Below are 17,658 nucleotides of genomic sequence, written 5' to 3'. Positions count from 1 at the left end.
TCGGGCGCGCTCATGGTTGGCGGGGTGCGGCGGGTGCGCGCCGGGTGGGGGCATCCGTTTGAGCGAACAGTGTGCGCGGCAGACGGCCAGGTCACGCGCGCAGCCAGTCGCCGCTCTTGCCGCCGCTCTTGGCGAGCAGGCGCACGTTCTCGATCGTGACGGACTTGTCGAGGCCCTTGACCATGTCCACGACGGCGAGGGCGGCGACCGAGACGGCGGTGAATGCCTCCATTTCGACGCCGGTGCGGTCGGCGGTGCGCACGGTGGCGGTGATGCTGACGCGGTCATCTTCAACGATCAGGTCGACGACGGCGCCGTGTACCCCGATCACGTGGGCCAAGGGCAGCAGATCGGCGGTCTTCTTGGCACCCTGGATTCCGGCGATGCGGGCCACGGCGAGCACGTCGCCCTTGGGTGCGGTGCCGTCGCGGAGGGCCGCGATCACTCTCGGGCCGCAGCGCACGAAGCCGGCGGCGGTGGCGCTGCGCACGGTGGGAACCTTGTTGGTCACGTCGACCATGCGGGCCTGTCCGGTCGAGTCGAGGTGGGTGAACGGCTGAGCGGGCACGGGCGCGCCGGTCGTGTCGGTGGTGTGCGTCATGATGTCAGCATGACAGTGATGCGGTCGCCGCCGCGAATGTGAATCGTGTCTTCGGGCACGATGGCGAGTCCGTTGGCCTGGGCCAGTCCGGCGACCAGGTGCGAACCCGACCCTCCGCGGGAGGCCGGGCGCACTTCCAAGCGGATGCTGCCGGCGCTGGCACTCGTGCTGCCCTCGGCCGTCATGAGGGCGGGATCGTGCTCGATCACGGTGTGGTCGGTCACGATCACAGGCATGTATTGGGCGCGTCCGGGCGGAGAGTTCCAGCCGTCGGTCACGGTGGCAGTGACGGTGCGTCGGTGCAGGGACGGGTGGTCCGGTGTGTGCTGGTCTGTTGCGGCGTGGCTGGTGCTGGTGCTGGTGCTGGTTCTGGTTCTTGTGCTGGCGGCACCCGTGTCGCTGTCCGTCAACGCGGGCTCGTCGATCGCCGCGCCGGTCGGCTCCAGCGTCGGGTCGGGGGGCTGGGCGGTGCCGTGCCCGAGCAGCCGCCGCAGCGCGGGACGCACGAACACCTCGAACGACACGTAGGCGCTAACCGGGTTGCCGGGCAGGGCGAAGATGAGTGGTCCGGGCACGTTGCCGTCGGCGGGCCAGCGTCCGAATCCCTGCGGCTTGCCGGGTTGCATCTTGACCGGTCCGAAGTCGACAGTGCCGAGCGGTTTCAGCACGGCTTTGACCACGTCGTACGCTCCGACGCTCACACCGCCGGAGAGCACGATCACGTCGACCGTGCCGGCCAGTTCGGCCAACAAGGCACGCAGCACATCGTCGTCGTCGGGCACGGCGCCGATCCGCACGGGAATGCCGCCGGCCTCGGCGACGGCCGCCGAGAGCAGAAAGGAGTTCGAGTCGGGAATCTGGCCGCGACGGGTCGGGCTGCCCGGTGTGACGAGTTCGCTTCCGGTCGAGATGACGGCCACCCGCGGTGCGGGGTGCACGAGCACCGTGCTCGTTCCGGCGCTCGCTGCAGCGGCGACTCGGGCGGGCCACAGCACACTGCCCGCGGCGAGCACCCGATCGCCGGCGTGGGCGTCCTCGCCGGCCCGGCGCACATGAGCCGCGACCGCTGGCGCTGCAACGATCGTGACCAACTCGGTGCCCTGGTCGGTGTCCTCGATCGGCACGACGGCATCTGCTCCGTCGGGAATCGGCGCGCCGGTCATGATGCGCGCAACCTGCCCGGGCACCAGACGCGGGTTCTCGGCGGTGCCGGCGGCGAGGTCGGCGACGACGGTCAGGGTGATCGGGTTCCGAACGGATGCCCCGAGCAGGTCCGCGCGGATGACGGCGTAACCGTCCATCGCGGAGTTGTGGAAGGGCGGCGTGTCGGTCACGGTGAGCACGTCTTCGGCCAGCACGAGCCCGCGGGCTGCGTCGAGCTCGACGCGCACGGGCGGCAGGGGAGCGACACTGCCGAGCACGAACGCGAGTTGCTCGGAAACGGTGCGGGCGGACGCGGCGGGGGCGCAGGCATCCGCTTTGTCGGTGTGCGTGTGGCGGTGCCCGTCGTGGGAGTTGCCCACGCGGTCGCTCGTCGCTGCGGCGCGGGCAGCGCTCTCAGGAAGCCCCGACTCGGCAAAAAGCCCGGCGGCAGCGCCTGCGGGCAGGTCGGGTCGGTGCGTGTCGGTCACGGTCAGACCAGGCTGTCGGGCCGGCCGGTGCTGCCGGCCTCATCACGCGCTGACGCGTGCCGCCCGGTCGCGGTGGTCTCGAGTGAAGCCCAGCGGCTGCCGAATCCGGGCGCCCGGCCGGCCGTGACGAGGTCATCCCAGGCGAGGATCCCGCCGGTCAGCACCGACACGTCGGTGAAACCGGCCTCGCGCAGCGCGTTCGCGGCCCGGGCGGCGCGGCCGCCGGCGTGACAGTGCACGATCAGCGGGGTGTCGTCGGGCAGGGCGGCGCGGCCGCTCGGTGAGAGCACGCCATCGGTCAACAGCTCGCCGAGGGGCAGCAGCCGAGCCGTCGGAATCGAGCTCTCGGCGTACTCGCTCGGCTCGCGCACATCCACGACGAGAAAATTGTCGGTGGCAGCGCTCTGGGCGGCGAGGCGAGTGACGAGTTCAACACTCGAAATTTCAGGGATACTCGCCGTGGAAGCCTGCGCGAGCTCGGCGGCAATCTCGGCGGCGGTCGGCTCGGCGGCAATGCCGGTTCCGAGCAGGGGGATCTCGCTAAACCGACCCGACAGCGCGTCAATCACGAGCACTCGGCCGATCAGCGGCGAGCCGATGCCGGTGATGAGCTTGATGGTCTCGGTCGCCATGAGCGACCCGACCTGACCACAGAGCGCGCCGAGCACACCGGCGTCGGCGCAGTTGGGCACCTCTCCCTCGGCCGGCGGCGTCGGGAACAGGTCGCGCAGGTGCACGCCCGTCACGCCCGAGCCCTTGGGCGGGGTGGCCCAGAATACCGAAAGTTGCGCGTCGAAGCGCAAAACGGATGCCCACACCAGCGGCAGTCCCAGGCGCGCGCAGGTGTCGTTCACGAGGAATCGGGTCGGAAAATTGTCGGTGCCGTCGATGACCACGTCGTAGCCGCCGATGATCTCGGCCGCGTTGGCCAAGACTAGGCGTTCGGTGTGCCGCACCACGGTGGATTCGGGGGCGATCTCGGCGATACGTTCCGCAGCGCTGTCTACCTTCGGGCGGCCGACATCCGCTTGGCCGTGGATGATCTGGCGCTGCAGATTGCTCGGTTCCACGTCGTCGCCGTCGACGATGCCGATGGTGCCCACTCCGGCCGCTGCGAGGTAGAGCAGGGCGGGGGAGCCGAGTCCGCCGGCGCCGAGCACGAGCACCCGGGCGTTGGCGAGGCGGCGCTGGCCGAGTTCATTGAGCTGGGGGAGGCGACGCTGGCGAGCGGTGCGCACGGATTCGGATGTGCTGAGCCGGTCGACGGGCTCAACAAGGGGAGGAATAGCCATGACTTAACGCTAGGCGCTGCGCGGCGCCGCGGCCACCCATTTCAGGCCAGCGTCCCGCGCGCTCGCCTCCGGACCATTCGCCCCGTGCGATGCCATGACCCCTCGTCTGCCCCGGGTAGCCGCGCATAACTCCTGCAATCTGCCGCCGCCCGAGGCGTGATGGCCCTGTTTCCGTGGGCTGTGCTGGCTGTCGCGACCAATGTGCAGGAGTTATGCGCGTGCGTCGGCCGGTGCGGGGGCTAATTCAGGAAATCACCCGGCAATCGCCCCGAAACGACGGTATTTCGGCCATCCGAACGCCGACTTCCTGAATTAGCCACGGGTTGTCGCGAAGAACCAGGGTCAACCAGCGGCCTGAAACCGCAAATGCGGTGCTATCGTGCAATTTATGACGCAATATCGGATCAGCGAGGCCGCCGAGCTGCTCGGCGTCAGTGACGACACTGTGCGACGCTGGGTCGACGGTGGCCGTCTCGCAGCGGATGCCGACGCATCCGGTCGCCGTGCGGTAGACGGCGCAGCGCTCGCCGCGTTCGCCGTCGACCAGGCGAGCGCCCCGGCAGACCCCTCGAGTGTGGGCCGCAGCGCCCGCAACCGGTTCGTCGGCATTGTCACGGCTATCACGATGGACACGGTCATGGCCCAGGTCGAACTGCAATGTGGCCCGCACCGCATCGTCTCGCTCATGTCGAGCGAGGCCGTGCGCGAACTTGGCCTCGAGATTGGCTCGCTCAGCGTTGCCGTGATCAAGGCCACCAACGTGATCGTCGAAACCCCGGGACGGATGTCATGACCCGCCTAGCCCTGGCAACCCTGGCCGTGCTCGCCCTGACCCTGACCGGCTGTGCGCCATCGACCGCCACGGACGCCGGCTCGCCGGCCACCGAGCTCGAGCCGCAGACCCTCAGCGTCTACGCCGCTGCGTCCCTCACCGGGGCTTTCGACGCGCTCGCTGTGCTTCTCGAAGACGAGAATCCGGGCATCGACGTGCAGGTCACCTACGACGGATCCGCCACCCTCGCCACCCAGATCAGAGCCGGTGCCCCCGCCGACGTGTTCGCGAGCGCCGACCAGATCAACCTGCAGCCGCTCGCCTCCGCCGGGTACACCGGCCCGGCCACCCTGTTCGCCGGGAACACCCTGCGTATCGCGGTCGCCCCGGGCAACCCGCTGAAGATCGAAAATCTCGAAGATCTCGCCCGCCCCGGCGTGATCACCGTGTTGTGTGCGGCCCAGGTTCCGTGCGGGGCGGCATCCGCTACCCTGCTCGCCAACGCGGGCGTCACCCTCACGCCGGCGAGTGAGGAGCAGAATGTGACGGCCGTCGTCACCAAGATCGCCGGCGGCGAAGCGGATGCCGGCCTCGTCTACACGACGGACGTCGCCGCCAACCCGGGCCGCGTCGAGGGCGTCACTCCGGCCGGAGCGGACGCGGTCGTCGGGCACTATCCGATCGCGGTCGTGCAGGGCAGCGCGCACGCTGCGGCCGCCCAGGCTTTCGTCGATCTCGTGCTGTCGCCCGCCGGTCAGGCCGTGCTCGCCGCCCACGGATTTCTCGCCCCGTGACCTGGACTGTCTTCCCGGGCCCGGGAAGAAAAGGTGCGAGGACAGCGCCCGAACCCGGACGGCCGCGCATGATCCCGCGCCTGCTCTACCTGCCCGCGAGCATCGGCCTGGCCCTGCTGGTGTTGCCGCTCGCCGGACTCCTGCTCAAGGTTGACTGGCCCGCCCTGCCCGCCCTGCTCCTCTCGGCGGAAGCACTGCAGCCGCTGGGACTGTCGCTCGCGACGGCATCCGTTTCAACCGTGCTCTGCCTGCTGCTCGGCGTGCCGCTGGCCGTCGTCATCGCCCGGTCGACGCCGCGCGTGGCCGGCCTGCTGCGCACCCTCGTGACCGTGCCGCTCGTATTGCCGCCCCTCGTCGGCGGCATCGCGCTGCTCTCCCTGCTCGGACGCGGCGGTGTGCTCGGCAGCACCCTCGAACTGGCCGGGCTGCGCATTCCCTTCACGACCGCCGCCGTCGTCATCGCGCAGACCTTCGTGGCCCTGCCGTTCCTCGTGATCGCGGTCGAGGGCGCCCTGCGCACCGCGGGCGTGCGCTACGAACGGGTCGCCGCGACCCTCGGCGCCGGTCGCGGCACCGTTTTCGCCCGCATCACCCTGCCGCTCGTCGGCCCGGGGCTGCTCGCCGGAACGGTGCTGAGCTTCGCTCGCGCCCTGGGCGAATTTGGCGCAACAGCCCTGTTCGCCGGCAACCAGGCCGGAGTCACCCGCACCATGCCCCTCGCCATCTACACCGCCTTCAACGGCTCGGGTGTGACGACCGACCAGGCCGTCGCCCTGTCGCTGCTGCTGATCGCGGTCGCCGTGATCATCCTCGTGCTGGTCGGAACCCGCCGAGCGAGCGTGCTCTCGTGACGCCGGTCACCGTGGATGCCGCCGGTCCCGCCGACCTTCGACCTGCGTTCTGCCAGCGCACACGAATGGCAGTGGATGCCGCCGGTCCCGCCGACCTTCGACCTGCGTTCTGCCAGCGCGCCCGGGCGGCCACGGATGCCGCCGGCCGCGCCCGGTCCGCGAGTCCGCATCAGGCCAGAACCGCACCGACGCGAGCCGCAACCCCGCGACCGACCCTAATTCCTGCTCGCCCCGCTGGCCGGAATCGGAGCGATTCATGACCCCCGCCCTCTGGAAATCCGCCGCCAACGCACTGCTCACGGCCAATCTGCAGCTCACCCGCGGCTCGTTCTCCCTCGATCTGCGGCTCACGCTCGCTCCCGGCGAAGTGCTCGCACTCCTCGGCCCGAACGGCTCCGGCAAATCGACCGTGCTCGAGCTGCTCGCCGGCCTGGCCACCCCGTCCAGCGGAAGCGTCGCCCTCGACGGCACCGTTCTCACCGCGCCGGGGCGTGTCGTGGCGCCCGAAAACAGGGCCATCGGTCTGCTTGGGCAGGAGCCCCTGCTTTTTCCGCACCTCAGCGCCCGCGCCAACGTGGCCTTCGCGCTGCGCGTCGGCGAAGCCCGCCTGAACGCTGCCCAGGCCCGACAGCAGGCCGACCGCTGGCTTGACCGCGTCGGCCTGACCGGCCTCGGCGACAGCGTGCCCGGGGCGCTCTCCGGCGGACAACAGCAGCGCGTAGCCCTCGCCCGTGCCCTCGCCGCCGGCCCGCGCGTGCTGCTGCTCGACGAACCGATGGCCGGCCTCGACGCCGAAACGGCGCCGCTCATGCGCCAACTCATTCGCGAACAGCTCGCCGAAACCGGAACGAGCGCCATCATCGTCACCCACGACATCGTCGACGCGGTCGTACTCGCGGATCGCGTCGCCGTGCTGCACGACGGCACCCTCATCGACGAGGGCACGACCGCTGCCGTGCTCGCCGCCCCCCGCAACCCGTTCGTCGCGGCCCTCGCCGGGGTCAACCTCGTGGTCGGAACCGTGCAAAACGGAGCCATCGTGGCCCCCGACGGCCGCACCTTCGCGGTGCGTCCAGCGGATGCCGCAGCCCTCGCGTCCGCCGGACCCGCCGCTGAAGCCATAGCCTCCGATGACCCCGAAGCCGCCGGAATCGCCGAAGCCCTCGAAGCCCTCGATGACCCCGCCGAGAGCCCGCGAATCCCGCTCGCGCCCGGGTCGGGGAACGCGTCGGCCGCAGCTGTCTTTCGCCCGGCATCCGTTGTGGTGCAGACGGAACAGCCGCGTCACGCGAGCCCGCGCAACGTCTGGTCGGCCCGGGTGACCGGCATCGAGCCGGGCAGCAGCGGGGTGCGCCTGCGCACGAGCGGCGACCCCGAGATCATCGCGGAGCTCACCCCCGCCGCGGTCGCCGATCTCGGCCTGCAGCTGGGCTCAACGGTCTGGCTCTCGGTCAAGGCCACCGAGGTGAGCGCGTACCACCGCTGATGTCGTCATACTGGCCGGTCTCGTTCACGACCGCGGAGATTTGCGAAACTTCGGGCCCCCGCACGGTGCCCCCTCGGAGCTTTTCAGGGACGGGGCCCGGGCCCCGTTCCTGGGCCAAGTTTTTAGACTGGGCCGGTGGACGGGGCCCGGGCCCCGTCCGCAAGCGGGAGTACGGTGAAGGAACAACCAAGGAGACCCATGACCCCGTCCGAACTGCTCATCGAAGAGTTCTCCCGCATTCAGGGCACCCTGCATCGCACCTTGAAGGATGCCACCGCGGCCACCCTCACCTTTCGAGCGGATGCCGACGCCAACACCATCGCCTGGCTCACCTGGCACCTGTCCCGCGTGCAGGACGACCACCTCGCCGACCTTGCCGGCACCGCCCAGGTGTATGCCGACCAGGGCTGGGCTGACCGTTTCGCCCTGCCGTTCGGGCCGACGGCCACCGGTTACGGACACACCTCCGCCGATGTCGCCGCAGTGCAAGCCGACGCCGAGCTGCTCGGCGGCTACTACGACGCCGTGCACACCGCAACCGTCGCCTACCTGGGCAGCCTGGCCGCCGCCGACCTCGACCGGATCGTCGACGAGTCCTGGACCCCCGCCGTCACCGTCGGCGTGCGTCTGGCGAGCGTGCTCTCCGACGACCTGCAGCACGCCGGCCAGGCCGCCTTCGTGCGCGGCCTCGCCGACCGCGCCGGCGTCTGACCCCGGTTTACTCCCGTACAGAACAGTACCCAGCGTGCGGTGAGTTCACCCCGGCACAGGGTCGACCTCCGCAGTCGGCCTGCCCCGAGCGAACTAGCCGCCTACAGTCTGCCCGGTAGGGTCCGGAGCCGGCGAACGATCTGGTCGCGCACCGTCACAGTGCGCCAGTCCAGCCGGTGGGCGGCGATGGGGCCGCCGCCGGCGAGGGCCGGGTCGTGACCGAGCACCACGAGAATCTCGCGCCCAAACTCCGACCAGAGGGCGTCGAGCAGCCCGGCAGTGCCCGGGCGCCGACCGTTGGAGATGGCCACAACGGTTGTGCGCGCCAGCCCCGCCTCGCTGTACCTCGCCCGCACTGCCTGCAGCACACGATGCGCGGCCGCGAGCCCGATCGGAGTGTTCGCCGTCACCACGATGCCGAGACCGCTCGGTGATTCGAGCAGGTCGAGTCCTTCACCCTCGGCGTGCGCGCCCAGGTCATGCAGCAGGACCGTGGGGTCGACCAGGGCGGAGCCGTCGCCCCTGGCCAGCCGCGCGCCGAGGTCGCCCGAGGTGTGGTCGGCCAGGGTGGCGACGCCGCCCGAGGTGGAGACGCGATCGAACAAGAGTGCCGTGAGGGTGGTTGTACCCACACCGCCGGCTGTGCCGGCGAGCACGATGCGCACGGTCACGAGACCACCACCGGCACGCGCGCCTGGGCGATCTGCACGATGCGCGGCCGGTCACCGCGTCGCACCAGACGCCCGCGCCCTGGCGGGAGCTGCTCGGCATACACACCGGGTGAGATCTGCCCTTCGGAGCGTTCGCCGTTGAGGATCAGGCTCGTGGCCCCGGTGTCACGCAGCGACTGCAGCACGACGTCGTAGAGTGCCCGCGTCGCGCCGGCGACCGGACGCGTCACGATGACGTTCAGTCGCAGCTCGCGGGCGCTCGGCAAAAACGGCAGCAGCGGGTTCAGCGGTTCGGTGCCGCCGGAGGCGAGAATATCGAGGTCGTCGGCGATGACGACGATGCGCGGCCCCACGGTGCGGTCAGCGGATGCCTGCCGCGCCGTCAGTTCCCCAGCGATCGCCGTGGCGAGCGTACGGGCCTCGCCGCTCGATGCGGCGACTCCGCCCAGGTAGTCGTCGGGGCAGGCCACCGAGATTTCCCCCCGCACGTCCATGATCGCGATGACGAGCTCGTCGGGTGTGTACCGATCGGTCAGGCCCTGGATCAGGCCCTGCAGCAGGGTGGACTTGCCCGAAGCGTGGTCACCGAATACCAGCAGGTGCTGGTCGGTCGCGGCCAGGTCGAGGTAAGCGGGTTCCATGGTGTCCTGGCGCAACCCGAACGGCACCGCGTCGGGGGAGTCGATCGCGTCGGGCAGTTCGTCGGCCGAGAAACTCTCCGGCAGCAGTCGAATCGGTGCCGCCGCCGGGCCCTCCCAGCTGCGCGCCGAGCGGGCGGCGAGCGCTGCGAGTTCGTCACCGATGAGCTCGTCGGCGGTGTCTTCGAGTACCGGCAGCGCGATCTGCGCGAACAGGCCGGAGTCGGTGAGCGCTCGCCCCGGCTGGTCGACCCGCAGCGTGGCGGACAGTTTGCGGCCCATCTGCGAATCCATGGCGTCGTTCAGGCGCAGTTCGATGCGGGTGCCGATGAGGGGTTGCTGCGCCATGCGCAGCTCGTTCCAGCGGGTCATCGACATGACCACGTGCATGCCGAAGCTCGACCCGCGTGCCAGCAGGTCGTAGAGCGCCGGTTCGAGGCCTTCGAAGTCGGCGCGCAGCGCCCCGAGCCCGTCGACCAGCAACACGATGTCGGCGGCCACGAGCTCCGGAATGCGTCCGGCGGCGTGCTGGCTGCGCAGGGTGGCGAGCGAGTCGATGCCGCGTTCGGCGAACAGGCGTTCTCGCACGTTCAGCATGGCGGCGAGTTCCTCCAGTAGACGCCGCAACCGGTCCGGATTCGACCGGGTCGCGACGCCGCCCACGTGCGGAAAACCGTCGATCCGGGTGAGTCCGGAACCGGTGAAGTCCATCGCGTACACGCTGACCTGCCGCGGCGTGTGGGTCAGCGACAGCGATACGGCCATGGTGCGCAGAAAGGTGCTGCGCCCGGTCTGCGGGGCCCCGAAGATGGCCAGGTGGCCGCCGCTACGGGTGAGGTCGACCAGCCACGGGTCCTGTCGTTGCTTCTCGGGCTCGTCGAGCAGGCCCATCGCCACCTGCAGATTCGACGCTGGCGCGTCCGCGATGATGCGGGAGAGCGCCATCCGCTCTGGCAGTGGCGACAGCCAGATCGGCGGCACGGCCTGGTCGGCGTGGCGCAGTTCGTCGACGGCGGCGTCAACGAGGATGCGCCCGGTCGTCGGTCGGGCGAGGGCCTCTTCGGCGGTCTCGGAGTCGTCACGCTGGCCGAGCCCGTTGTACAGCGGCAGCCGGCGGGCTTCGAGCCGGTCGCCGCCGAGGTCGCTCGGCGTCAGCTCAGCCAGGGCGAGGGCGCCGGAGACGTAGCCGGAGCGGAACCGGCGGTACACGGAGGTGTCGACCTTGAGATAGGCGAAGCCGGGAATGGCCGGCAGGTGAAAGGCATCGGGCGTGTCGAGCACGATCGAGCTTTCCGAGGCCGAGAACGTGCGCAGCCCCACGCGATAGGAGAGATACGTTTCGAGGCCGCGCAGTTTTCCGGCTTCGATGCGCTGGCTGGAGAGCAACAGGTGTACCCCGATCGAGCGCCCGATGCGGCCAATGGTCAGCAGCAGGTCGACGAAGTCAGGTTCGGCGGCGAGCAGCTCGCCGAACTCGTCGATCACGATGAGCAGGTGCGGCAGTGCCGGCAGGTCGGGCCGGGTGGCCTGCAGCTCGCGGTAGTGGGTGATCGAGGGGGAGTTGTCGGCGTCCTTGAGCAACTGCTGGCGCCGCACCACCTCCCCGGCGATGCTCACGCGGGCCCGCTGGGTGAGCTGCGGGTCATCGGCGAGGTTGTCGATGATGCCGGCCACGTGCGGCAGACCGGCGAACGGGGCGAAGGCCGCGCCGCCCTTGTAGTCCACGAGCACCATGCTCACGTCCTTGGGTCCGTGCGAGAGGGCGAGCGCCAGAATCAGGGTGCGCAGCAGTTCGCTCTTGCCCGAACCGGTCGCCCCGATGCACAGGCCGTGCGGTCCCATGCCGAGCTGGGCGGATTCCTTCAGGTCGAGCAGCACCGGTTCGCCGAAATCATCGAGCCCGATCGGCACGCGCAGAAAGTCACGCGGTGAACGCTGTTCCCAAGCGGATGCCGTGTCGAAGTTGGCAATGTCGTCGATCTCCAGTAGCTCGGCGATATCCACGGCTCGCGCTGATTCCACCTCGTCCTGACGGGTGAGATTCAGCCGCAGCGGCGTGAGCATGCGGGCGACCGTCTCGAACAGCGCCCCGGAAATGCGGTCGAGCACGGCCCGCTGCACCGCGACCTGACCGTCGGCGTCGTCGCGGGCATCCGTTATTTCGGCGTTTCCGTCGGCGACCGTCACCCGGATGGTCACGTCCGACGGCTCGTGCAGCCGATCGCTGAGCAGGTGCACCATGGTGATGCGCAGGTCGGACGGCGACAGGTCGGCATCGGGCACTGGCAGGGCGGATGCCACGTGGCCGTAGTCGTCGACAAAAACGATGAGCCGGGAGTTCTCGGCGACCACGGCGTTGCTGCCGCTGCGCTTGGATGTCGCGGCGAGCTGCGCCCGATCTCCGAGTTCCTGGCCGAGCACCTTGCGCAGGGCCGTGATATCGGGCGCGACACGGCGAGCCGGAACCGGCCCGTCGAAGGTGGATTCATCGACGAAGTGCGGGAGCAGGTCGACGCCGGCCCAGTCGCCGGCCGCACCGGGTGGGTAGGCGATGGCGAGGTGCACATCGTCAGGGGCGTGCAGGGCCGCCAGCTGCAGCATGAGCGCACGCGCGACCTGCACGGTGTCGGAGCGGTCGCCGATGATGGCGACGGTGCCGGCCCCGTCGAGCCGCAGCTCGATCGGCATACCGCGCAGGGTGGAGTAGTGCAGGGCGACCTGGCCGGCTTCGCCCGCAAGAATCGGGTCGAAGGGCTGCACCGGGTTCTGTTCAGCCGGAATGATCAGGTCGAACCAGGTCTGATCGCCCAGACCGAGCCGGGGACGCAGAAAATCGGCGTGCTGGCGGCGGCGCTCCCACAGGCGGCCGGGATCGCGGACGAGCTCGATCAGGGCGGCCGGTTCGGGGCTCAGCAGTGATGCCAGCGCGCGTACATCCTTGCCGCGGCCGCGCATACGGGAGCGGAGCCGTTCGAGGTAGTCGAGGTAACGTTCGCGCTGCACGCGGCGGGTGCGGGCGGCGTTGCCGCGCTGGGTGAGGGCCATGGCCAGGCCGCCGACGATCGCGACGATGAGAATGAGAGCGCCGATCACCATGAACAGGGCGTTGCCGCGCAGCGTCACCATCATGACCACGCTGGTCGCCGCGCCGAGCACCGGGATGAGCGCCTGGATGGGCAGCCCACCCTGGGCTCCGTCCTGCATGGCCGGCGGCGGGGAGATGATCTCGGGTTCCGGGCGTCGCAACGGCCGGGTGACCCGGGTGGGACGGTGGATGAGTTTCAGGGTCATCGCCGGGCCTCGATTCGGGCGGGGCCCGGCAGCAGCGTCAGCTGCGCCTCGGCCAGGATGGTGCCCGCCAGGATGGCGTGGGCGATGCGGGCTGCCGTGCTCAGGTCTTCGCTGGCCACGGGGGTGGCGCCGCCGGCCGCCGCATCGTACGGCACGTGCACGATCGGCACGCCGAGGTGCGGCAGTATGCCCAGGCGGGGCGTCAGTCGTGCCCCGCCACCGACATCGACGATCACGAACACGATGCGGGGGGCATCGGCCCGGCCGAGCAAGGCCGGAACGATCGCGGCCGCTTCTTCGATGGCGTGGCGTTCCGACCGGGTGACGACGCAGATGACGTGGCTGGCCACGGCCACCTGGGACAGGTCGATCTGCCAGCCGCGTACTCCCCAGTCGGTGATGACGAGGTCGAAGAAGCGCGAGCGCGGGTTGATCAGGTCGAACCAGGTGCGGCTCGCGGCCGGAGTGGTCGGTTGCGACGGGTCGCGCAGTTCCAGCCCGATCAGGCCCGACGGTGCCACGCCCAACCCCGCGGTGGCGTGCCGGGTCTCACTCGGCGTCGCCGGCGCGGCCTGGCCCGCGACGGCGTCACCGCTGCCGACTCCGGCGTGCCAGAGCATATTGTGCGAACCGGCCGAGGCGTTCACGCCGAGTACCAGACCGGTGCGGCGGTGCGCGAAGATGCTGGCGATGCTCGCCGCCACAACGGATGCCCCGACGCCGCCGGCCACCTGCACCACCCCGATGCGCCGGTTGAGGGTGAGTGGCATGCGAATGCGCGCATCCGCTTGGGTGAGGTCGTGCAGGCGGGCGCTCGCGCTGCCCAGCACGGCCAGCGGAAGCGAGCGCAGCGCCGACGCGATGCGTGACACTTAGAACGTTCCCAGCAGGTCGGGGTAGATGCCGAAAATGCCCAGCAGTACGGGCAGCAGCGAGACGACAGCGAGCATCTCGATGCCGTTGCCCACCCGTCGCAGTCGGGCCCTGGTGTGCGGCGGCGGGGTCAGCGCCACGGTCACCAGGGTGATCGCGGCCAGCGCCACGAGCGCGACGATGATGCCCCAGCCGTCGGCGTGCGCGAATGCCACCAGCACGAGGGTGAGCAGCGCCGCCGCCCACAGGGTGATCGCCTGGGCGGCCAGCGGAAAGGCGCGCGTGCGCAGGGCCGTGACCACGGCGAGGGCAGCGCCGAGCGCGATCGCCCACCCGTTGGCCGAGGCGGCGAGCGCGGTGGCGGTGACGAAGAGCGGCACGGCCACGGCCACCGTCGACCAGGTCAGCGAGCGATAGGCGTCGTTGACGGTCGTCAGCACCGCCGCGCGGTGGGTGAGCCGGCCCGCGATCACGAGGTCATCGAGTCCGGTCAGTCCCGAACTGTTCATGGCGTACCAGGGCAGCAGGCCGCACATCAGAGCAGCCGTGATTCCGACGATCCCGGCCGTTTCCAGCCCGCCGACACCGATGAACGGCAGCGCGAGTGCGAGAACGACCAGAATAAGGGCGAGGGCGCTCGCCCGCAGGGCCGGGCGGAGGCCCAGACCGATTCCGAGGGCCAGGCCGATCGTGAGCCAGGCGAGGCCGAAGGCGACGATGGCGGCGGGGGCTGCGGCATCCGTTGGCAGCAGAGCGGATGCGAGAGCGAGCGCCGTCGCCGGAACCAGGCCGAACGCGGCGGCGGTGAAGCCGATGGCCGGCCAGCGTCGACCGAGCAGGCCGAGGGCCGTGGCGACGGCGAGGCAGCCCAGAAAGGCGATGCCGAGCCCGAGCGCGACCGGGGTGGCCGACGTTCCCAGGGGGATCGCGAGCCAGCCAGCGGTGCCGGTGAGCAGGCCGACCAGCACGGCACCGACGCCCTGTCGGTGTGCAGCCTGCCAGAGGCCGCGCCGATCGTCGCGGGCTTCAGCGACGACGTCGGTCACGTCGGCGACTTCGGGCGGCGCCGGAGCTTCGTCCACCCGCAGCAGGCGCAGCAGCTCACCGGCCGCGACCTCCTGGTCGGCCAGCGTCAACGCGGTGTCCAGCTGCTGACCGGTCGCGCGTACGAGGGTGAGCGGGCGGGCCACGGACCCGGTGTTCTCGTCGAGCAGGTCCATCAGCTGGGGAATGAGCGCAGCGATCGTCTCGTCGTTGGGCACGACGATTTCGGCCTTGCGCGTGCGGCCCACAATGGTGAGCCGGGTGAATCCACTCACGGGGTGTCCGTTTCTACTGCTGTCGTCGGTGTGGGCACCGGGGCGACGGGGGTCTGGGTCTGGCTGGCAGCAGCGGCGCGCTGCGCCAGCAGGTCCACCACGAACGAGACGCCGATGCAGCCCGCACACAGCACGGCGGCCAGCACCATGCTCCCGATCACTCGGCGCACATTGTCATTGGCCGTGCGACGCTCCGACAACTCGCCGAACAGAAAGGCGGCACGCAGCCGGTCGCGGTGCGTTTTGACTGTTTCCAGCAGCACCACATCGTGGTCAGAAGACACCGGCCGACCTTCTTTCCATTGTCTCGGCGTTGGTGGTCTCAGGCACGCGCACCCCGAAGGTACGATCGCCGAGCTCCACCGTGCAGCCGCTGGCGGCGGCGGTGGGTGTTCCGGCGACGAGGCGCATCCGCTCGCCTGACGGCGTCACCAAGGTGGTTCCGTTCGCGGAGCCGAGGTCGGTCACCCAGAGCAGTGATCCCGACCAGGTGAGCAGGGCATGCGTCTTCGACAGGGTGCGCGACAGGTCGGCCCAGGCGAACAGCGGATGCTGCGCGCCATCCGCTCGATTGGCCGGTCGTCGACCCATCAGCAGCGACGACGCGACCTGCAGGGTCTGGTCGTTGTCGAGCACGATGCTGACCATCGCCACTTCCGGCGGCTTCGGCGCGTAGCCGTCGTCGGCCGGCTGCACCGCGCGCGCGGGTACTGCGGGTGCTGCGGGTGCTGCGGGTGCTGCGAGTGTCGCCGGTGCGTCGAGCGGATGCTGCGCCACGGGTTCGCGCGCAACCTCCGGCATCACCGTCGCTGGCCCGGCCGCATCGATGCTGACGGCTTCGAGGCCGCCGGTGTGCGCGGTCGAGTGCGAGGGGCGCACGTTGTGCCCGAGTTGGTCGGCGCCGAGCGGGGGCAGGGCGGGAGCAAGCGGGTCGCGTCCGCGACGCAGGTTGGTGGTGACGGTCGCGCCCGCCGCCTGGGGCGTCACGACCAGCACCGAGGCCGCGGCCCGAACAGTCGTCGGCGGCAGGCCGGTGAGGGAGTCGACCGTGCGCAGCCCGAGCAGCAACCGACCCACGCTGCGCCCGAACGTGGTGAAGAGTGCGACCTGAAGCACCAGGAACGCCGCGAGCAGCAATGCGAGCAGGACAGCCACGGCACCGTGCCCGGTGAGCGCCCCGCCCACGGCGAGGGCGACCAGCACAACGGCTGGGACGGCATCGAGAGAAAGGGACCAGAGCCGCAGGCTGACGCTGGCCGGCACGACGCCGCCGAGCATGCCGTGGCTCGATCCAGGCGCCAGGGCTGCGATGCACACGACGCCGCAGCGGTCGCAGTAGTGGCCGAGGGTGGGCAACCGGGCGCCGCACCGGCCGCAACTGATCGCGCCGAGGAGTGCGTTGCCCACGTGTGCACCCCAGCTTCCGATAGATCACCCACAGTGGGGTTCCCCGGCGCGCCAACGACGTCGCCCCATTGCCCAAAATCCCCGAGGTTAATGAGTAGCCTATCCTGAGGTCTCACCCACCTTGGGGGTGGGGTGGGCGCTGCGCGTACGGGGGGTAGCATTTCATCTAGGATTGTGCAGCTTTACCCAAAAACCCCCGCTGTACAGCTTGGTGGCCTATCCTGAGGGCTCACCGACTATTGGGGGTACACGATGTCCGGCATGAAGTTCGCGATGGGGGCCGACGTTCTGTCGCATCTCGTCAAGAAGACCAGCACGTCGTCTGACGACCTCGGCACGCTGGTGAAGCAGTTGTTCGAGGCCGCTGCGCCGCTCGAGGGCCGGTTCAATGGTGCTGGCCGTGCGGCATTCGATCGGTTCAAGAACGAGACGGATTCCATTTCGGCTGAGTTGAACGGCGCGCTGTCGTCGATCCTCACCGGTATCGCCGACCAGGATGTGGCCTTCGGCCAGGCCGACCAGGAGCTCGCTGACCAGACGACATCAGCACAATCCGGGGCGGGTTTCGACTCGGCTCGGTTCGGTTCACGGGGATAGGGGCACTCTCATGGCTTCAGGCGGTAACGCGGCGGATCGTCGCGACTATGACATTGCTGCATCACAGAATGCGCAGGACAACTTCAACGCTATTGCGGGTCGACTCGAGGCCCTCATCGACCAGCGCGACGCCGATGTGAAGGCCATGATGGCCGATTACCAGGCAGACGGCGTGTCGGAAGAGTACGCGTCGAAGGAAATTCGTTGGAACACGGTGGCCGGGCAGGTGAAGCAGATCATCACGTCCCTGCGCACCTCCCTCGCGTCGAACGATGAGACCGCTCAGGCCGCTCTCGCTCGTGGTCGTTCCGCCGTTCAAAACATCGGATAAACGTCTGCCTTCGGGCGCACGGAAAGGCTCGGGGGAATGAGCGGCTGGAGTATCAACGCGCCTGGCGTGCAGTCCGTGCTCGCATCGGTGGAAACCGCCGCGACCGAGCTGAGCAGTGCGCTCGACGGCATGTCGACGGCATTCTCCGAGCTCACCAGCGGTGCCGGCTCCGGCCTGGCCGACGTTCCGGCAGCCGTGCAGGCGCTGATCACGAGCGAGCAGAACCGCCTGATCGCCATCGGCAACCGCATCACGGCGGGCTCGCTCGGGGCCAGCACCGCCACCATCGGGTATGTGCAGGGTGACGAGGAGATGGCGGCGACCGCGCAGGCGGCGGCGAGCCAGGCCGCGTCATCCGGTGACCTGTCGTTCTTCACCGGTGCGTCCTGATGG

The 17,658-nt window shown here is 70.0% G+C and carries 17 protein-coding genes; 8 read left to right on the top strand and 9 right to left on the bottom strand.

The genetic code is table 11. The annotated features are described in order from the left end of the window. Positions 1-91 precede the first annotated feature (91 nt). The 3 genes from moaC to E3O25_RS14755 are packed head-to-tail and all read right to left on the bottom strand — an operon-like array spanning position 92 to position 3,524. Positions 92-601, bottom strand: coding sequence for a cyclic pyranopterin monophosphate synthase MoaC (gene moaC / locus E3O25_RS14765; RefSeq protein WP_092106111.1), 510 nt, complete (start codon positions 599-601; stop codon positions 92-94). Further along, positions 598-2,232 (bottom strand): gephyrin-like molybdotransferase Glp, encoded by a 1,635-nt coding sequence (gene glp / locus E3O25_RS14760; protein WP_241988613.1) that lies wholly within the window; start codon positions 2,230-2,232, stop codon positions 598-600. The genes moaC and glp overlap by 4 nt, the downstream gene beginning before the upstream one ends. A gap of 2 nt (positions 2,233-2,234) precedes the next feature. Next, positions 2,235-3,524 carry a ThiF family adenylyltransferase gene (locus E3O25_RS14755; protein WP_092106109.1) on the bottom strand — a complete coding sequence of 430 codons (1,290 nt, stop codon included), beginning with the start codon at positions 3,522-3,524 and terminating at the stop codon, positions 2,235-2,237. Between the two features lie 388 nt (positions 3,525-3,912). On the opposite strand from E3O25_RS14755, the gene E3O25_RS14750 reads away from it, so the two are divergent. The 5 genes from E3O25_RS14750 to E3O25_RS14730 all read left to right on the top strand — a co-directional run bounded on the left by E3O25_RS14750 (position 3,913) and on the right by E3O25_RS14730 (position 8,138). Continuing rightward, positions 3,913-4,317, top strand: a complete 405-nt coding sequence (locus E3O25_RS14750) for a molybdopterin-binding protein (protein ID WP_092106107.1) — start codon at positions 3,913-3,915, stop codon at positions 4,315-4,317. Then, the gene (gene modA / locus E3O25_RS14745; RefSeq protein ID WP_092106105.1) at positions 4,314-5,090 is read left to right on the top strand and encodes a molybdate ABC transporter substrate-binding protein; all 777 of its coding nucleotides are present in this window, start codon (positions 4,314-4,316) and stop codon (positions 5,088-5,090) included. Before E3O25_RS14750 ends, modA begins: the two co-directional genes overlap by 4 nt. Positions 5,091-5,158: 68 nt before the next feature. Further along, positions 5,159-5,941, top strand: a complete 783-nt coding sequence (locus E3O25_RS14740) for an ABC transporter permease (RefSeq protein ID WP_134361522.1) — start codon at positions 5,159-5,161, stop codon at positions 5,939-5,941. 256 nt (positions 5,942-6,197) lie between these two features. Further along, positions 6,198-7,427 carry a sulfate/molybdate ABC transporter ATP-binding protein gene (locus tag E3O25_RS14735; protein WP_092106101.1) on the top strand — a complete coding sequence of 410 codons (1,230 nt, stop codon included), beginning with the start codon at positions 6,198-6,200 and terminating at the stop codon, positions 7,425-7,427. A 198-nt stretch (positions 7,428-7,625) separates the two neighbouring features. Beyond that, the gene (locus tag E3O25_RS14730; protein WP_134361521.1) at positions 7,626-8,138 is read left to right on the top strand and encodes a DinB family protein; all 513 of its coding nucleotides are present in this window, start codon (positions 7,626-7,628) and stop codon (positions 8,136-8,138) included. A 101-nt stretch (positions 8,139-8,239) separates the two neighbouring features. Here E3O25_RS14730 and E3O25_RS14725 read toward each other — a convergent pair whose 3' ends face one another. The 6 genes from E3O25_RS14725 to E3O25_RS14705 are packed head-to-tail and all read right to left on the bottom strand — an operon-like array spanning position 8,240 to position 16,337. Further along, entirely contained in the window at positions 8,240-8,809 is a 570-nt protein-coding gene (locus E3O25_RS14725) for a hypothetical protein (protein ID WP_134361520.1), read from the bottom strand. Then, positions 8,806-12,738 (bottom strand): type VII secretion protein EccCa, encoded by a 3,933-nt coding sequence (eccCa, locus tag E3O25_RS14720; RefSeq protein WP_134361519.1) that lies wholly within the window; start codon positions 12,736-12,738, stop codon positions 8,806-8,808. Before eccCa ends, E3O25_RS14725 begins: the two co-directional genes overlap by 4 nt. Next, positions 12,735-13,610, bottom strand: a complete 876-nt coding sequence (locus E3O25_RS14715; protein WP_092106093.1) for a hypothetical protein — start codon at positions 13,608-13,610, stop codon at positions 12,735-12,737. Before E3O25_RS14715 ends, eccCa begins: the two co-directional genes overlap by 4 nt. Then, on the bottom strand, positions 13,611-14,930 hold the full coding sequence (locus E3O25_RS14710; RefSeq protein WP_166787756.1) for an EsaB/YukD family protein: 1,320 nt from the start codon (positions 14,928-14,930) through the stop codon (positions 13,611-13,613). It abuts the gene before it with no gap. Beyond that, positions 14,927-15,214, bottom strand: a complete 288-nt coding sequence (locus E3O25_RS17035) for a hypothetical protein (protein WP_166787755.1) — start codon at positions 15,212-15,214, stop codon at positions 14,927-14,929. Before E3O25_RS17035 ends, E3O25_RS14710 begins: the two co-directional genes overlap by 4 nt. Then, complete coding sequence (locus tag E3O25_RS14705; RefSeq protein ID WP_134361518.1) at positions 15,204-16,337, bottom strand: FHA domain-containing protein; 1,134 nt, start codon at positions 16,335-16,337, stop codon at positions 15,204-15,206. The genes E3O25_RS17035 and E3O25_RS14705 overlap by 11 nt, the downstream gene beginning before the upstream one ends. Before the next feature lie 252 nt (positions 16,338-16,589). Here E3O25_RS14705 and E3O25_RS14700 point away from each other — a divergent pair, with 252 nt between their 5' ends. From E3O25_RS14700 to E3O25_RS14690, 3 genes are read left to right on the top strand one after another with little or no spacing between them, the layout of a single operon-like run. Next, positions 16,590-16,934, top strand: coding sequence for a hypothetical protein (locus E3O25_RS14700; RefSeq protein WP_370448771.1), 345 nt, complete (start codon positions 16,590-16,592; stop codon positions 16,932-16,934). Between the two features lie 10 nt (positions 16,935-16,944). Continuing rightward, on the top strand, positions 16,945-17,265 hold the full coding sequence (locus E3O25_RS14695) for a pore-forming ESAT-6 family protein (protein WP_092106086.1): 321 nt from the start codon (positions 16,945-16,947) through the stop codon (positions 17,263-17,265). A 36-nt stretch (positions 17,266-17,301) separates the two neighbouring features. Next, on the top strand, positions 17,302-17,655 hold the full coding sequence (locus E3O25_RS14690) for a DUF6507 family protein (protein WP_134361516.1): 354 nt from the start codon (positions 17,302-17,304) through the stop codon (positions 17,653-17,655). Positions 17,656-17,658: the final 3 nt, after the last annotated feature.

It is taken from the genome of Cryobacterium sp. TMT1-3 (genome assembly GCF_004402315.1).
GTDB classification, from domain to species: domain Bacteria; phylum Actinomycetota; class Actinomycetes; order Actinomycetales; family Microbacteriaceae; genus Cryobacterium; species Cryobacterium luteum.
The sequence above is the reverse complement of the archived record's forward strand: the minus strand, read 5'-3'. Positions and strand labels throughout refer to the sequence as shown.

What these genes read in the sequence shown, in the direction of transcription:
- moaC (WP_092106111.1), bottom strand. Translation starts at nt 601, where the DNA reads ATGACGCACACCACCGACACGACCGGCGCGCCCGTGCCCGCTCAGCCG.
- E3O25_RS14755 (WP_092106109.1), bottom strand. Translation starts at nt 3,524, where the DNA reads ATGGCTATTCCTCCCCTTGTTGAGCCCGTCGACCGGCTCAGCACATCC.
- E3O25_RS14750 (WP_092106107.1), top strand. Translation starts at nt 3,913, where the DNA reads ATGACGCAATATCGGATCAGCGAGGCCGCCGAGCTGCTCGGCGTCAGT.
- modA (WP_092106105.1), top strand. Translation starts at nt 4,314, where the DNA reads ATGACCCGCCTAGCCCTGGCAACCCTGGCCGTGCTCGCCCTGACCCTG.
- E3O25_RS14740 (WP_134361522.1), top strand. Translation starts at nt 5,159, where the DNA reads ATGATCCCGCGCCTGCTCTACCTGCCCGCGAGCATCGGCCTGGCCCTG.
- E3O25_RS14735 (WP_092106101.1), top strand. Translation starts at nt 6,198, where the DNA reads ATGACCCCCGCCCTCTGGAAATCCGCCGCCAACGCACTGCTCACGGCC.
- E3O25_RS14730 (WP_134361521.1), top strand. Translation starts at nt 7,626, where the DNA reads ATGACCCCGTCCGAACTGCTCATCGAAGAGTTCTCCCGCATTCAGGGC.
- eccCa (WP_134361519.1), bottom strand. Translation starts at nt 12,738, where the DNA reads ATGACCCTGAAACTCATCCACCGTCCCACCCGGGTCACCCGGCCGTTG.
- E3O25_RS14700 (WP_370448771.1), top strand. Translation starts at nt 16,590, where the DNA reads ATGTCCGGCATGAAGTTCGCGATGGGGGCCGACGTTCTGTCGCATCTC.
- E3O25_RS14695 (WP_092106086.1), top strand. Translation starts at nt 16,945, where the DNA reads ATGGCTTCAGGCGGTAACGCGGCGGATCGTCGCGACTATGACATTGCT.
- E3O25_RS14690 (WP_134361516.1), top strand. Translation starts at nt 17,302, where the DNA reads ATGAGCGGCTGGAGTATCAACGCGCCTGGCGTGCAGTCCGTGCTCGCA.